The 14774-nt window shown below is 58.5% G+C and carries 14 protein-coding genes and 1 riboswitch; all 14 genes read left to right on the top strand.

The window, feature by feature from the left end; genetic code table 11:
• Window positions 1–82 precede the first annotated feature (82 nt).
• The 14 genes from G7K71_RS10915 to thiM all read left to right on the top strand — a co-directional run bounded on the left by G7K71_RS10915 (window position 83) and on the right by thiM (window position 14673).
• Window positions 83–1093 carry a dipeptidase gene (locus G7K71_RS10915; protein WP_207712883.1) on the top strand — a complete coding sequence of 337 codons (1011 nt, stop codon included), beginning with the start codon at window positions 83–85 and terminating at the stop codon, window positions 1091–1093.
• Complete coding sequence (locus G7K71_RS10920; protein WP_166346339.1) at window positions 1094–1924, top strand: PHP domain-containing protein; 831 nt, start codon at window positions 1094–1096, stop codon at window positions 1922–1924.
• 25 nt (window positions 1925–1949) lie between these two features.
• Window positions 1950–3116 (top strand): LL-diaminopimelate aminotransferase, encoded by a 1167-nt coding sequence (locus G7K71_RS10925; protein ID WP_166346342.1) that lies wholly within the window; start codon window positions 1950–1952, stop codon window positions 3114–3116.
• 68 nt (window positions 3117–3184) lie between these two features.
• Window positions 3185–3475 (top strand): hypothetical protein, encoded by a 291-nt coding sequence (locus G7K71_RS10930; protein ID WP_013823419.1) that lies wholly within the window; start codon window positions 3185–3187, stop codon window positions 3473–3475.
• 144 nt (window positions 3476–3619) lie between these two features.
• The gene (locus G7K71_RS10935; protein ID WP_166346345.1) at window positions 3620–4036 is read left to right on the top strand and encodes a DUF3842 family protein; all 417 of its coding nucleotides are present in this window, start codon (window positions 3620–3622) and stop codon (window positions 4034–4036) included.
• A gap of 44 nt (window positions 4037–4080) precedes the next feature.
• Window positions 4081–4254: riboswitch (cobalamin riboswitch) on the top strand.
• Window positions 4255–4359: 105 nt separating this feature from the next.
• Window positions 4360–4926 (top strand): bifunctional adenosylcobinamide kinase/adenosylcobinamide-phosphate guanylyltransferase, encoded by a 567-nt coding sequence (gene cobU, locus G7K71_RS10940; RefSeq protein ID WP_166346348.1) that lies wholly within the window; start codon window positions 4360–4362, stop codon window positions 4924–4926.
• A gap of 7 nt (window positions 4927–4933) precedes the next feature.
• Window positions 4934–6505 (top strand): cobyric acid synthase, encoded by a 1572-nt coding sequence (locus G7K71_RS10945; RefSeq protein WP_166346351.1) that lies wholly within the window; start codon window positions 4934–4936, stop codon window positions 6503–6505.
• Between the two features lie 244 nt (window positions 6506–6749).
• Window positions 6750–7703: an adenosylcobinamide-phosphate synthase CbiB gene (cbiB, locus tag G7K71_RS10950; RefSeq protein ID WP_166346354.1), complete on the top strand. Its 954-nt coding sequence runs from the start codon at window positions 6750–6752 to the stop codon at window positions 7701–7703.
• Window positions 7704–7718: 15 nt separating this feature from the next.
• Entirely contained in the window at window positions 7719–9116 is a 1398-nt protein-coding gene (locus G7K71_RS10955) for a cobyrinate a,c-diamide synthase (protein ID WP_166346357.1), read from the top strand.
• On the top strand, window positions 9110–9865 hold the full coding sequence (gene cobS / locus G7K71_RS10960; protein WP_013823413.1) for an adenosylcobinamide-GDP ribazoletransferase: 756 nt from the start codon (window positions 9110–9112) through the stop codon (window positions 9863–9865). Before G7K71_RS10955 ends, cobS begins: the two co-directional genes overlap by 7 nt.
• An 11-nt stretch (window positions 9866–9876) precedes the next feature.
• A complete protein-coding gene (gene cobD, locus G7K71_RS10965) occupies window positions 9877–10992 on the top strand; it encodes a threonine-phosphate decarboxylase CobD (RefSeq protein WP_013823412.1) in 1116 nt (371 codons plus the stop codon).
• Between the two features lie 15 nt (window positions 10993–11007).
• Entirely contained in the window at window positions 11008–11631 is a 624-nt protein-coding gene (cobC, locus tag G7K71_RS10970) for an alpha-ribazole phosphatase (RefSeq protein WP_013823411.1), read from the top strand.
• A 1-nt stretch (window position 11632) separates the two neighbouring features.
• Complete coding sequence (locus G7K71_RS10975; protein ID WP_166346360.1) at window positions 11633–13723, top strand: penicillin-binding transpeptidase domain-containing protein; 2091 nt, start codon at window positions 11633–11635, stop codon at window positions 13721–13723.
• Window positions 13724–13869: 146 nt separating this feature from the next.
• A complete protein-coding gene (thiM, locus tag G7K71_RS10980; protein WP_166346363.1) occupies window positions 13870–14673 on the top strand; it encodes a hydroxyethylthiazole kinase in 804 nt (267 codons plus the stop codon).
• Window positions 14674–14774 lie beyond the last annotated feature (101 nt).

Raw genomic sequence — 14774 nt, forward strand, 5'->3', positions numbered from 1 at the left:
TAAAATTATAAATTTTGTGCAGGCGGCCTGTTTATTCCGTTTGATGGATAAACAGGTTTTTTAGTTTATTCACGGGAGTGAAATGGACGTGGACTGGTTGATGCTGCACCACCAGAGCGTGGTGGTAGATGCCCATTGTGATGTACTTACGGCTATGGAGATTCAAAACCGTCATTTATCGGAGGAGGGAAAGGGCGGGCATGTGGATTTAAACCGTTTGCGCCGGGGGGGCGTCAATATTGTATTTTTTGCCGCCTTTATTGCCCCGGCTTACCGGGAGCGGGCCGTGGCCAGGGCCATGACCCTTATTGACCGGTTTTATGGTGAACTGGAAGCCAACGGGGAAGAATTAATGATGATTACCTGTTTTGAGGACATTACGGCGGCCCGGGCGGCCGGTAAAATTGGTGCCCTTCTGGCCATAGAGGGCGGGGAGGCCCTGGGCGGTAGTCTCGAGGTCTTGCGCATGTTTTACCGCCTGGGGGTGAGAAGCCTCACCCTGACCTGGAACGGGCGCAACGAACTGGCCGACGGGGTGGCCGAAGAAGAGACCAGGGGTGGTTTAACCCGTTTCGGCCGGGAGGTGGTGCGGGAAATGAACCGGTTGGGGATGCTGGTGGATGTCTCCCATTTATCCGAGGCCGGTTTCTGGGATGTGCTGGAAGTATCCACGGCGCCGGTAATTGCTTCTCACTCCAACACCAGGCATATCTGCAATCACCGCCGCAACTTGAGCGACGACCAGATCCGTGCTCTGGCCGCCCGCGGTGGAGTAATAGGGCTGTGCTTTTGTCCCGAATTCGTCCATCCCTCGGAGCCTTCACTGGACAAATTGCTGGATCATCTGGATCACATGGTCGCCCTGGGAGGGGTGGGCTGTGTGGGAATAGGTTCCGACTTTGATGGTATTAAAAATGTCACCCCGGGACTGGAAGATGTCTCCCACCTGCCCTCCTTAACCCGGGCCCTGTGGCAACGGGGGTACCGGGCCGAAGAGATTTCTGCCATCCTGGGGGGTAACTTCTTGCGGGTATTGCATCAGGTTTTACCCGGGCAGGAACAACCGCCAGTCGTGTCGAATGAGGTGAAATAATTGCCCTGTGACCTGCACGTACATACCACCGCTTCCGATGGTACCGACGCTCCCGGAAAAGTTGTGGAAAAGGCCTGGAGGGCGGGTCTTTCGGCCCTGGCCATCACCGATCACGACACCGTTGATGGCCTTCTTCCCGCCCTGGACGCAGGTACAAAGCTTTCTTTTCCGGTTTTGCCTGGAGTGGAGCTGAGTACGGAGGAAGAAGGCCACGAAATACATATCCTGGGCTATCTTTTTCAGATTGACCATTCTGAACTGCTGGCCCGTCTGGCCCTTTTTCGCCGGGCACGGGTGGAACGGGTGGTAAAGATGGTGGAGCGGCTCCGTTGCCTGGGAATACCGGTGGAAGTGGAACAGGTGCTGGAGCTGGCCGGGGAAGGGGCGGTGGGGCGCCCCCATGTAGCCCGGGCGCTGGTTCAGATGGGGGCCGTGGCCACGGTGGGGGAAGCTTTTGAGAAGTACATCGGCAAGGATCGGGTGGCCTATGTGCCCAGGTACAAGTATACCCCCCGGGAGGCGGTACGTTTGCTTCGCCGGGCGGGCGGGGTGGCGGTGCTGGCCCATCCTGGCCTGGCCCGTTGCGATCACCTCATCCCCCGGCTGGTTGCCGAAGGGTTACAGGGTCTCGAAGTATTTTACCCGGCCCATTCTGAAGAGATGGTGTGGCATTACGAAAGGCTCTGCCGGCGTTACCACCTGGTGGCCACCGGTGGCTCCGATTACCACGGTTCGGACCACCGTGAGTATAACCGCCTGGGGGCGGCCACGGCACCAGATGAAGTAATATCTATATTACAGGAACTGGCCCGGCAAGGCCCGGGAACTTAAACTTGTTGTCGAACGGGGTGGGGACATGGAAGTAGCTCAGCGTATTAAAGGTTTGGAATCGGCCATTTTTAACGAGATGGAACATTATAAGAAACAGGTAGAGGCCCGGGGAGTAAAGGTGATTAATCTGGGTGTGGGCAGCCCGGATCGTCCCCCGGCCCCCCACATCATTGCCGCCCTGCACCGGGCAATTGATAATCCAGTTAACTATCGCTACCCCCTGGAAGGCCTGCCGGCCCTCCACCGGGCGTTGGCTCGCTGGTACCGTCGGCGCTTTGGGGTAGAACTGGATCCGGATTATGAAGTGCTGGTATTAATGGGTTCTCAGGACGGTCTGGCCCATATCGCCCTGGCTTATATTAACCCGGGGGATGTGGCCCTGGTTCCTGATCCGGGCTACCCCATTTATGCCTGCAGCATTCTCTTAGCCGGCGGGGAAATCTACCCCATGCCCCTTCTGGCCGAAAACAATTTCCTGCCCGACCTGGCGTCTATCCCCGGGGAAGTGGCCCGCAGGGCCAGGTTGATGTGGCTCAACTACCCCAACAACCCCGTGGCCGTTTCGGCCAACCGTGAATTTTTTGAGCGGGTGGTCGATTTTGCCCGCCATTACGGTATTCTGGTCTGCCATGACGCAGCCTATGCCGAGCTGGCTTACGACGGCTTTAAACCCATGAGTTTTCTGGAAGTTCCCGGCGCCAAAGAAGTGGGTGTGGAGTTCTATTCCCTGTCCAAGACCTATAATATGGCCGGCTGCCGGATAGGCTTTGCCGTGGGCAACCGGGATGTGCTGGCCGCCCTGGCCCGCATCAAGTCCAACATTGACTACGGTGTATTCCGGGCGGTTCAGGAGGCGGGCATTGCGGCCTTAGAAGGTCCCCAGAGTTGCGTGGAAGAGACGGCTCGCACTTACCAGCGCCGGCGGGATGTGCTGGTGGACGGGTTGGCCCGTTACGGCTGGCATATGCCCAAACCCAACGCCTCCATGTTTGTCTGGGCTCCCCTGCCGGCGGGATATACTTCCTCGCGGCAGTTTGCCCTGGAATTGCTGGAGCGGGCAGGGGTGCTGGTCATTCCCGGACTGGCCTTTGGAGCCATGGGGGAGGGTTATGTGCGCATAGCCCTGGTACAGGAAGAGGAGTTGCTGGCCGAGGCCGTGGAACGCATTGGGAGGGCCTTTTCCTTCCGGTAGCCCTTCGTCTATTGCCACCAGGGGCAGCATATACTAAAACCAGACCTGCTGCCTGGGGTGGTGGCTCGATGGATGTGCTTGAAATGCAACGGCGGATCCAGGAACTGGAGGAGAAGGTGGAACAACTCCGGTTGAGCCGCCGGGTGTTGATGAATTTAATTGAACGGATGGATAAAGAAAAATCTGCCATCCTGGCCCAGCTGGAAAAGGAGAACAAGCGGCTGCACCGGGTTAATTACCGTTATGCCCGGTCCCTTTTACGAAAAAATTTGCAAATCCTTGAGCTGGAATCGAGACTAAAGGATTACCTGTCCAGGGATTCTGTTGAAGCGAGGCGACCGGACTCTCGCGGCGGTTAAGCCGGTTTCATACCGCCTTCGCAGTGCCGGCGGGATCCGGTCCACAGCGGGCCGGGGTGTACATCTTACACTTAAGCACCGGTGTAAGCGGGGACAAGCCCCGTTTAAGTTGTGCTTGAAACTAAAGGTTTAGGAGCGAATATTATGCGTATTGCTGTAGTGGACGGGCAGGGCGGCGGTATTGGCAAGCATATCATGGAAAGGTTGCGCCGGGAATTGCCCGAGGAGGTGGATATTCTGGCCCTGGGAACCAATGCCCTGGCTACTTCGGTGATGCTCCGGGCCGGTGCCAACGAGGGGGCCACCGGCGAAAATGCGGTAATTTACAATGCGCCCCGGGTGGACCTGATCGTGGGTCCGGTAAGTATTCTTTTCCCCCACGCCATGATGGGGGAGTTAACACCGGCCATGGCCGCGGCCCTCGCCGCGAGCCCGGCAAAAAAAATTTTGTTGCCCCTGGTACGGGGGTCCGTAGAACTGGTGGGATTGCGTACCGAACCCCTGCCCCACCTGATCGAAGAATTGGTCCAGCGCGTAAAGGAATACGTAGAAAAATTTTAACTGTGAAGAGGATTTTCTTTTAAAATAGCGAATTAGCCAACAAAGTGATTATCCAGCCCGCAGGTGCCCCAAAGGGGAGAATAGGGAATCAGGTGAAAGTCCTGAGCGGTCTCCGCCACTGTAACCGGGAAGCAGCCCTGCAATGCCACCGCCAGGGAAGGCGTGGGGCAGGCGATGATCCGGGAGCCAGGATACCTGCCTGCGGGTGCCTTTGACCCCTTCGTGAGCAAAGGGGCATGGCGTCGTTCGGGGCTAGGGACTGGCCTGGCACAAGTTTCCCCGGTCTTTCGAAGGCTGGGGTTTTTGTTTTAAGGGGTGTGGTTATGGCTCTGGTGCTTGTTCTTGGCGGTGCCAGGAGCGGCAAGAGCAGTTTTGCCGAAAAACTGGCCGCATCAAACGGTTCAAGGGTTGTTTATGTAGCTACGGCAGCCGCCGGCGACGATGAAATGGCCCGGCGGATCGCTAATCACCGCCGGCGCCGCCCTGCCGGATGGCTTACTGTAGAAGAAACCCACCGGCTGGAAAGGGTGATCAGGGAATACGAAAGAAAGGCAGGCGTCCTTTTAATCGACTGTGTGACCATGTGGGTTACCAATCTCTTGCTGGATGAAAACCTGCCCGCCTCCGGCGGTGCGGTGGAAGACAAAGAAAGTTTTATCCTGGAACAGGCCCGGCAATTGGGCGGGACGGCAGCAGCCTCCCCGGCCCGGGTAATTATGGTAGCCAATGAGGTGGGATTGGGCCTGGTGCCGGACAATGCCCTGGGCCGTTCGTTTCGCGATGTGGCGGGGCGGGTAAACCAGATCCTGGCCCGGGAGGCGGAGGAGGTTTACCTGGTGGTGGCCGGTTTGCCCGTGGAGATCAAATCCCTGGTATTTAAAAGGAGGTAGCTTGCATATGCTGGCCAGGACCATTATGGTGCAGGGAACCGCTTCACACGTGGGCAAAAGTGTCCTGGTGGCCGCCCTTTGTCGTATCTTTTACCAGGATGGCTATCGTGTGGCTCCGTTTAAGTCCCAGAACATGGCCCTGAACTCTTTTGTAACCCGGGATGGGGGTGAAATGGGCCGGGCTCAGGTGGTGCAGGCCGAGGCTGCCGGGATAGAGCCGCATGTGGACATGAACCCCATTTTGCTCAAGCCCACGGGGCAGGCCTCCTCCCAGGTGATCGTCCTGGGCCGGCCGGTAGGAAACCTTTCCGCCCGGGAATATCATAACGGCTATGCCCAAAAGGCATGGGAAATTATATGCCAGGCCCTGGACCGGCTGCGCCGGTGTTACGAGATCGTGGCCATTGAAGGTGCCGGAAGCCCGGCCGAGGTCAACCTCCAGGCTACGGAAATTGTGAACATGCGGGTGGCCCGGCTGGCGGGGGCGCCGGTACTGCTTGCCGCCGATATAGACAAGGGTGGCGCCCTGGCCGCAGTGGTTGGCACCCTGGAATTGCTTCCGGAAGAGGATCGGCGGCGGGTAGCGGGGATCATTATCAATAAGTTTCGCGGGGATTTAAAACTCTTCCAGCCGGCGGTGGACTTCCTGGAAGCAAAAACAGGGATACCGGTGGTGGGGGTGGTTCCCTATTTTGAAGGTTTCCGGGTGCAGGAAGAGGATACGGTTTCCGAGGAAAGCCTGCGCAGAAGCCGGACGTCTTCCAGGCGGGAAGTGGAAATTGCCGTCATTCACCTGCCCCATATTTCCAATTTTACTGATTTTGATCCCCTGGAGGACGAGCCCGATGTGAATGTGCGTTATATTGGGAAAGGAACTCCTTTGGGACGGCCGGATCTGATCATCCTTCCCGGAAGCAAAAACACCATTGAGGATCTGGTTTCTTTGAAGCGATCGGGCCTGGCCGGCGAAATATGCCGGTTGGCCCGGGAAGGAGTACCGGTAATCGGCATCTGCGGCGGCTTCCAGATGCTGGGCAAAGAGCTGGCCGATCCCTATCACACCGAGTCCAGCATTCCCAGAATAGAAGGACTGGGATTGCTGGATATCAGCACCGCCTTTGAGCCGGAAAAGGTGACCACCCAGGTGGAGGCCACAGTCAGCGGCAGGGGCCCCCTTTTATCACCGGCCCGGGGACAGAGGGTAGTAGGTTACGAGATTCACATGGGGCGCACCCGACTGGGGCCCGGGGCTGTACCGGCCTTTCACATTCACCGGCGTTCCGGGGAAGCGGTGGACTGCCCGGACGGGGCGCAGGACGAGCAGGGGCTGGTCTTTGGCACCTATATCCACGGCCTGTTTGACGACGATGGTTTCCGCCGGCAGCTGCTCAATGCCCTGAGATTAAGGAAGGGGCTGGCTCCCCTGGAGCAGGGAGGTACCAGCCACCTGGAGCAGCGGGAACGGGATTATGACCGGTTGGCCGCTGTAGTGCGGGGAAGCCTGGATATGGGCAGGATTTACCAGTTCCTCGGTTTGCCGGGACCCAAGAGCAGGGGCTCCATGGCCGGGGCGGTATGAAATTCTCTACAAGAATGAGTTTGGCCCCCCAGCACTCACCGTTGCCGGAGTTCTTTAATTAGGATGGTTGCTGCCTAATATGGACTTTCAATCTCCGGGCAGGTATATGGATCCGGTGAGTGCTGGGTCACCGGAGCGAGCGGGAGCCAAAACAGGGTAGTTGGAAAGTGGGGATAACTCAGACGAGAATGCATGGAAAGGGGCGACAGGCCTGGGTGTTTGGACTTGTGCCAGGTAACGGGACATGCTCGTAATAGTTGCTGCTTATATGCTGGATCTGCTGGTGGGAGACCCCCGCTGGCTTCCCCACCCGGTAGTGATTATAGGGAAAGTCATTGCCGGTTTGGAAAAATTCTTGCGCCGGGTAGCCGGGAGTCCCCTTTCCCTGCGGATCGCCGGGGTGGTCCTGGCAGCCGTGGTGGTGGGGAGCAGTTACCTGGCTGCGCACTTTTTGATCCGCCTGGCTGCCCTGGTGCACCCCTGGCTGGCCCTGGGGCTGGAGGTCTGGCTCATTGCCACCACCTTTGCCGTCCGGGGGCTGGCCGGGGCGGCCCGGGATGTACTGCTCCCCCTGTCCCGGGGCGATCTGGACCTGGCCCGCCAGCAGGTAGGCTTTATAGTCGGTAGGGATACGCACGCCATGGATGCCCGGGAAATGACCCGGGCTACGGTGGAAACGGTGGCTGAAAACATTGTCGATGGTTTTGTATCCCCCCTCTTTTACGCCCTCATTGGCGGAGCGCCCCTGGCCGTAGCCTACCGGGCGGTGAATACCCTTGACTCCCTGGTGGGCTACCGAAACGACCTGTACCGGGATCTGGGCTGGGCCTCGGCCCGCCTGGATGATGTGGCCAATTTTTTGCCTGCCCGCTGGACCGGGTTGTTGCTGGTGGCGGCAGCCTGGCTTTCCGGGCGCCGGGCCGGGGAGGCCTGGCAGGTTATGAGAAAAGATGCCCGGCGTCATCCCAGCCCCAACAGCGGCATTCCCGAGGCAGCCATGGCCGGCGCCCTGGGGGTACGCCTCGGCGGGCTGAACTATTATGGCGGGCAGGCTTCCTTTCGAGCCTATTTAAACGAATCCGGCCACCCGCCGCTGATAGATCACATCCGCCAGGCGGTGGACATGCTCTACCTTACCGCCGCCCTGGCCGTAATAAACGGCCTGGCGGTGAAGTTGGTCTTTTGCTCACTTTTATAAGGAGGTTACACTCTTTTGAAGATCCCGCGCCTTTTGATTGCCGCCACCCACAGCGGGGCCGGCAAAACCACCCTGGCCACGGCTCTGATGGCCGCTTTTACCCGGGCGGGTTTTGCCGTCCAGCCTTTCAAGGTGGGCCCGGATTATATTGATCCCGGCTACCACACTGCGGCCACGGGACGGATTTCCCGCAATTTGGATACCTTTTTTTTGGGGACGGCCGGAGTACGGGAGGTGTTTGCCCGCGCCGCTTCGGGGGCAGACCTCTGTATAATCGAAGGGGTCATGGGTCTTTACGACGGCAAAGGGGCTACGGAGCGGGGCAGTTCGGCGGAGGTGGCTAAAGCCCTCGAGGCTCCGGTTTTGCTGGTGGTGAATGCCCGATCCATGTCCCGCAGTGCAGCCGCCCTGGTTCTGGGCTACCGCCTTTTTGATCCCCGGGTGCGGTTGGCCGGAGTGCTGCTCAACCGGGTGGGCGGCCCCCGGCACTACGTCATGCTCAAGGAGGCCATTGAAAAACAGGCTGGTGTTCCCGTGCTGGGCTGGGTTGGCCGCCGGGAGGAAATATCCCTTCCCCACCGGCACCTGGGTCTTTTGCCGGCGGTGGAAAAGAACGCCCTGGCTGATCACTTGGAGCGGCTGGTGGCGGTCCTGGAGGAAGGGGTCGATCTCTTCCGCCTGCTGGAAACAGCCCGGGCGGCGCCGCTGCTGCCCGAAACCACGCGGAAAATTTTCCCTGCCGCACCCCTGCCCTCCCGGGTGCGCCTGGGGGTAGTAAGGGACGCCGCCTTTAACTTTTACTACCAGGATGGGCTGGAGCTCCTGGCTGCTCTAGGAGCGGAAATCGTTTTTGTCAGCGCCCTTGCCGATCCGGCTTTACCCCCGGAGCTGGACGGCCTGTACATTGGCGGCGGTTTTCCGGAAATGTTTTTAGAAAAGCTGGCGGCCAACAAAGGGTTCCTGGAAAGTTTGCGCCGGGCTTTTCACCAGGGTATGCCCGTCTATGCGGAGTGCGGCGGGTTGATGTATCTTTGCCGGGCCATTTGCGATTTTGAAGGCCGGGAGTATCCCATGGCCGGCTTGCTGCCGGGAGTATGTCGCATGCATTCCCGGCGGGTGGCCCTGGGATACTGTGAAGCCCGGGTACTGGCCGATAATATCCTGGCCCCGGCGGGAACAAGGCTGGTGGGCCACGAATTTCACTATTCTTCCATAGAGGGCATGCCCCGGGATTTCCCCCGGGCTTATGCGCTTTACCGGGAAGGGGATCGGGAGGGGGTGCTGGATGGCTATGTCCATGGCAACCTTTTGGCCTCCTACCTGCACCTGCACTTTGCCTCCTGCCCGGAAGTTGCCCGGCGATTTATTGACCGTTGCGAAGATTATAAAAGGCAGAGGGTGATGGGATGCTGAAAACCCTGGCCATGGCCCTGCAATTTCTGACCCGTTTTTACGTTTACCGGGGTGAGTTTGATGAGCTGGCCTACGGGCGGGCCCCCGTGTTTTTCCCCCTGGTGGGCCTTTTCCTGGGCGCGGCCTGGACAGTCCTTTATTTTGGTCTTTCTCCCTTCTTCCCGCCGGCAGTCACCGCCGCCCTTCTGGTGCTGGGCATGGTTGCATTCAGCGGGGGGTTGCACCTGGACGGGTTTATGGATACCATGGACGGCATCTTCAGCGGGCGGTCCAGGGAAAAAATGTTGGAAATTATGCGGGACAGCCGGGTGGGAGCCTTCGGCGTGATCGGGCTGGCCTGTTTATTGTTGCTCAAGTTTGCGCTGCTTTTCAGCCTGCCCCGGGAAGTTTTGCCCCGCTTGCTGTTGATCGTCCCGGCCATCAGCCGTTGGGGGATGGTTTATGCCATTGCCCGCTTTCCCTATGCCCGGCCGCAGGGCCTTGGCCTTTTGCAGGTCCGCCATACCCGGGGGCGTGAACTGGCCCTGGCCTCCCTTTTTGTCCTGGTAGCAGCCGTACTGGGGGGACCGGTGGGCCTGGTTCTGCTGTTTGTTTCCCTTTTACTGGTGCACGGGCTTGGCTTCTATCTCACCGTCCGGTTGGGCGGCCTAACCGGGGATACCTACGGGGCCATCAATGAAATTCTGGAAGTGTTCTTACTGCTGGCGGCATATCCTTTAAGCAGTTACCTTCCAGTAACTTTTTGGTAGCGGGGGTGCAAATGATGAGCCTTGATGATAAAATAGAAAAGGACTACCAGTCCGTTCCCCCCCATGGCGGCAACCTGGTGCGGGCGGCCATGGAATACGGGCTTGCGCCGCAAGATTTTCTGGATTTTAGCGCCAATATCAATCCCCTGGGCCCCAGCCCGTCAGTTCTGGAAGCCCTTAAGGCTAACCTCTGGCAAATCTGCCATTACCCGGATCCTGATTGCCGGGAGTTAAAAAGTGCCCTGGCGGAGCACCTTGGTGTGGATACCCGGTGCCTTCTGGTGGGAAACGGCGCCAGCGAGTTAATTTACCTGCTGGCCCGGGTTTTTTCCTTCCGCCGGGTGCTCATTCCTGCCCCTACCTTTAGCGAATATGCCCTGGCCGTAAAGGCTGCCGGGGGGGAGGTCAATTATGTTTTTCTGGATCCCTCCGCGGGTTTTCCTTTCCCCCTGGAGGAAGTGTTAAGGCAACTGCCGGAGGTGGATGCTCTTTTTTTATGCAACCCCAATAACCCTACCGGGGGGCTTGTTCCCCGCCGGGAACTGGAGGCTTTGCTGGAAGCGGCTGCGGCATACAGGGCCATGGTGATTATTGACGAAGCTTTTATGGACTTTGTGGCCGATCCCCAAAGCCATACTTTGCTTTTCCTGGCGGGCCGGCACCCCCGTTTAATCCTGCTTTATTCTTTGACCAAGATTCTGGCCATTCCCGGTTTGCGCCTGGGGGTGCTGGCGGCACGGCCCGACGTGGTTCGGGCCCTGGACCGGGCAAGGGACCCCTGGAGCGTCAATGCCCTGGCCCAGGTGGCCGGAGTGGCCGGACTGCAGGACAGGGAATACATTGAAGCTACCCGGGATATGGTGGCCCGGGAGCGGGAATTCCTGTTCCGGGAACTTTCCTCTTTGCCCGGTCTGCGTCCTTTCCCCGGAGCGGCCAATTTCTTGCTGGTGGATATAACTAACACTCGCTTTACGGCGGGGGAACTGGTCCGCCAGCTGGGACGCCGGGGAATCCTGGTGCGTAACTGTGCCAACTTTCCCGGCCTGTCGGAGGGATACATTCGAGTTGCCGTAAGGAGGCGCAAGGAAAACTTGCGCCTCCTGGAAGCACTGCGCGAGGTACTTTAGGGGAGAGAAACTATCATGAGCTGCCGCATTTATCTGGTCAGGCACGGCGAAACAATCTGGAACGCAGAGTTAAGATTTCAAGGCCACAGCGACATCGCCCTTTCCCCGCGGGGGCTGGAGCAGGCCCGGGCGCTGGCCCGGCGTTTGCGCGGGGAAAATTTCAGTGCCTTTTACGCCAGCGACCTCCAGCGCGCATTGAACACGGCCCGCATTCTGGCGGAACCTCACGGTTTGCCCGTCGTGCCCTTGAAGGCTCTGCGGGAAATTAACTTCGGCGCCTGGGAAGGACTCACGGTGGCGGAAATTAAAGCCCGCTATCCCCGGGAGCTGCAACAGTGGTGGCATTACCCTTTGTACACGCGCATTCCCGGGGGGGAAACCCTGGCGGAGGTGGTGGAGAGGGTCACCCTGGCGGTGCGGGAGATAGTGGAAAAAACCCCTACCGGCCAGGTAGTGGTTGTCTGCCATGGGGGCTGTATTCGGACGCTGGTGGGTACGGTTTTAGGAATGGATTTAAATCAATACTGGCGTCTGGGAGTCAATAATGCATGCCTGTCTATCCTGGAATTTCCCACCTGGGAGAAGGGAATTTTAACCCTGTTTAACGATTGCAGTCATCTGGAAAAGGGAGGGCGTTAAATTGACTCCTCCTAAAACTTCCTTTTCCCGGCGCATGGGTATTCTCCTCCTGATGGTGCTGCTGGCCTTTAGCTACCTGATCGTGCGCCTCTTCCTGGTTCAGATCGTATGGGGAGGGCATTTGCGCCAGGAAGCAACCAATATTCGTACCCGGGATATTATCCTGCAACCCAACCGGGGAAACATCTATGACCGCCATCACAATCTCCTGGTCACCAGCATTCCCTCTTATTCCGTTTATGCCCATCCCGATCAGATAAAGGATCCCGGGAGTATTGCGGATAAGGTTGCGGCTATTTTGGGTATCCGGCGTGAAGAAATATATGAAAAACTGGCCGCCCGGGGACCCTTTGTCTGGTTGCAACACGGTGTGGAATTCGACCGGGCCAAAAAGCTGCAGGGAATCAGCGGCCTTGGTTTTGTTGAATCCAGTACCCGTTTTTACAAGCAGGGTAACCTCGCTGCGGCCCTGCTGGGTTTTGTGGGGGATGATAACCAGGGTCTTAATGGCCTGGAGAAAAGTTATGACAGGGAATTGCGGGGAACGCCGGGAAAAATGGTGCTGGAAATTGACGCCCAGGGCCGTCAGATCCCCCAGAGTGCGGTGTTAGTGAAGCGCTCGGAAGCGGGAAACAACCTGGTACTCACCCTGGATCAGACCATCCAGTACTATGTGGAGCGGGAGCTGGACAGGATTGTTTCTGCTTACCAGCCGAAGTGGGCGGCCATTCTGGTCATGGACCCCAAAACGGGAGAGATTCTGGGCATGGGCGACCGGCCCACCTTTGACCCCTCCCGGTGGCAGAAGTTTCCCCGGGAAGTTTGGGAAAAAAATCCGGTCACCCTCTATACCTATGAACCCGGTTCAACCTTCAAGATGATTGTCGCGGCGGCAGCCCTGGAGGAGGGGGTGGTGCGGCCCACGGACTGGTTTAATGATCCGGGTTATGCCGTGGTTAATGGGCGGCGGATTTACTGCTGGGATCGCAAGGGTCACGGACCGCAGTCTTTTGCTCAGGCTGTGGGAAACTCCTGCAACCCGGTTTTCGTCCAGGTAGGGCTAAGGCTGGGCAAGGAGAGGTTTTATAAATACGTCCGGGGTTTTGGTTTTGGCACCCCCACGGGCATTGATTTGCCCGGCGAGGAATCGGGAGTAGTGTTACCTGAACAAAAGGCCTCGGAGCTGGACCTGGCTACCATGGCCATCGGGCAATCCATCGCGGTTACGCCCATCCAGCTTTTAACTGCCGTTTCGGCCATAGCCAACGGGGGTTACCTCATGCAGCCCCATGTGGTCAGGGCCGTGGAGGATGCTTCGGGAAAAACTATCCGTGAAATATCCCCCCGGGTAATCCGGCAGGTTATCTCCAGGGAAACCGCCCGGCAGCTGTCCGGGTTATTAGAAAAGGTGGTTCTGGAAGGAACAGGCAAGCGGGCTCTGGTGGAAGGCTACAGGGTAGCGGGGAAGACAGGTACCGCCCAGGTACCCGGCCCGGGCGGTTATGTGGAGGGGAAGTATGTGGCCTCCTTTGCCGGTTTCGCTCCTGCCGATGATCCCCGCATTGCCGTCCTGGTGGTGGTCGGCGAACCCCGGGGGCAGGAATATCATGGGGGTGAGGTGGCTGCTCCGGCCTTTGGCGCCGTTGTAAGGGACACTTTGCGTTACCTTGGGGTGCCCGAAACTCCCGGACGGAAGAGCCAGGATGCTCCCCCGGAGCAGGATGAACTGGTTGTCGTACCCAATGTGGTCGGCTTTCCAGTGGCCGACGCCCGCTGGCTACTGGAGGAACGGGGATTGCGGTCGTGGTCTTCCGGAAAAACGGGCCTGGTGACCGGCCAGGAGCCATCGGCAGGCAAACGCGTTCCCCCGGGTACCACGGTTAGTTTACAAATTGCTGCCGGCAAGGCTCCGGAACGGCTGGTTGTTCCCGATTTGTCCGGGCTTACGGTAAAAAAGGCGGGCTCAATCCTGGAGGAGTTGGGTTTAAAATTCAAAGCCTCGGGGAGCGGTGTGGCCGTCAGGCAACGTCCTGAGGCGGGCAGCCGCGTGGCTCCGGGAACCACGGTTTTCGTGGAATTCGCCCCTCCCTAGGCACGGATGTCCGAGGCTGGCAGGAATTTTCAAATTGATGCCGAAAGAATACCAGGAGGTTCTTGCAGACCTGCTCGGTAAAAACTTACCGGGTGGGTTTTTTAGTGATTGCTTAAAACATAGCAGATATTTGGAGGGAGAATGCTATGAACTGGGGAGAACGGGTAGCTACCGTGCGGCAAAAGGTGCTCAAGGAGCGCCCGCTGATACACCACATCACCAATTTGGTTGTGACCAATCTGACCGCCAATGTTACCCTGGCCGTTGGAGCTTCACCGGTGATGGCCTATGCCCGGGAAGAAGTGGCTGATATGGCGCGCTTAGCCCGGGCCGTGGTGTTGAATATGGGGACGCTTACGGCAGAAGAAGTAGAAGCAATGCTGCTGGCGGGCCAGGCAGCCAATGCGGCAGGTATCCCTGTTATCTTCGACCCCGTCGGGGCGGGGGCCACGCCTTTTCGCACGGCGACTGCGCAGATGATAATCAGGGAATTGCGTATCGACATTTTGCGGGGCAATGCTTCGGAGATCGCTGCCGTCAGTGGTTTCGGCGGGCAGACTAAAGGTGTGGATGCCGGGGAAGTTTCCGTGCCCGTCAGCCAGATGGCCAGGCGGGTGGCGCGGGATTCAGGCGCCGTGGTTGTGGTAACGGGAGCCACCGATTACATCAGCGACGGAGAGCGATTGATTGCGGTGGACAACGGTCATGCCATGCTCACTACAGTGACTGGTACGGGCTGCTCCGCCACCAGTGTCATTGCCGCTTTCCGGGCGGTGGAAGCCGACGGCGTAACGGCCGGTGCAGCAGCCCTCGCTTATTACGGCCTGGCCGCCGAGCATGCCGCTGCCACCGGCCGTGGACCGGCGAGCTTTCAGGCAGCCCTTTTGGATGCCCTGTATAATTTGGAAGGGGAAGAACTGGCCCGGGGTGTTAAAATACGGGAACTGTAACTGTACCCCAGGGTGATGATCCCTGTTCTGATTGCTTGTCGCCAACAAGACAAAAAAATTGTCGCCGGGATGACAGAAAAAAAAGTCGGCTTATGTCACAA

The organism is Desulfofundulus sp. TPOSR, from assembly GCF_011393055.1.
GTDB classification, from domain to species: domain Bacteria; phylum Bacillota; class Desulfotomaculia; order Desulfotomaculales; family Desulfovirgulaceae; genus Desulfofundulus; species Desulfofundulus kuznetsovii.

Bases quoted from the DNA above. Each gene is read 5' to 3' on its own strand.
- G7K71_RS10915 (WP_207712883.1), top strand. From the start codon at position 83: ATGGACGTGGACTGGTTGATGCTGCACCACCAGAGCGTGGTGGTAGAT.
- G7K71_RS10925 (WP_166346342.1), top strand. From the start codon at position 1,950: ATGGAAGTAGCTCAGCGTATTAAAGGTTTGGAATCGGCCATTTTTAAC.
- G7K71_RS10930 (WP_013823419.1), top strand. From the start codon at position 3,185: ATGGATGTGCTTGAAATGCAACGGCGGATCCAGGAACTGGAGGAGAAG.
- G7K71_RS10935 (WP_166346345.1), top strand. From the start codon at position 3,620: ATGCGTATTGCTGTAGTGGACGGGCAGGGCGGCGGTATTGGCAAGCAT.
- cobU (WP_166346348.1), top strand. From the start codon at position 4,360: ATGGCTCTGGTGCTTGTTCTTGGCGGTGCCAGGAGCGGCAAGAGCAGT.
- G7K71_RS10945 (WP_166346351.1), top strand. From the start codon at position 4,934: ATGCTGGCCAGGACCATTATGGTGCAGGGAACCGCTTCACACGTGGGC.
- cbiB (WP_166346354.1), top strand. From the start codon at position 6,750: ATGCTCGTAATAGTTGCTGCTTATATGCTGGATCTGCTGGTGGGAGAC.
- cobS (WP_013823413.1), top strand. From the start codon at position 9,110: ATGCTGAAAACCCTGGCCATGGCCCTGCAATTTCTGACCCGTTTTTAC.
- cobD (WP_013823412.1), top strand. From the start codon at position 9,877: ATGATGAGCCTTGATGATAAAATAGAAAAGGACTACCAGTCCGTTCCC.
- cobC (WP_013823411.1), top strand. From the start codon at position 11,008: ATGAGCTGCCGCATTTATCTGGTCAGGCACGGCGAAACAATCTGGAAC.
- thiM (WP_166346363.1), top strand. From the start codon at position 13,870: ATGAACTGGGGAGAACGGGTAGCTACCGTGCGGCAAAAGGTGCTCAAG.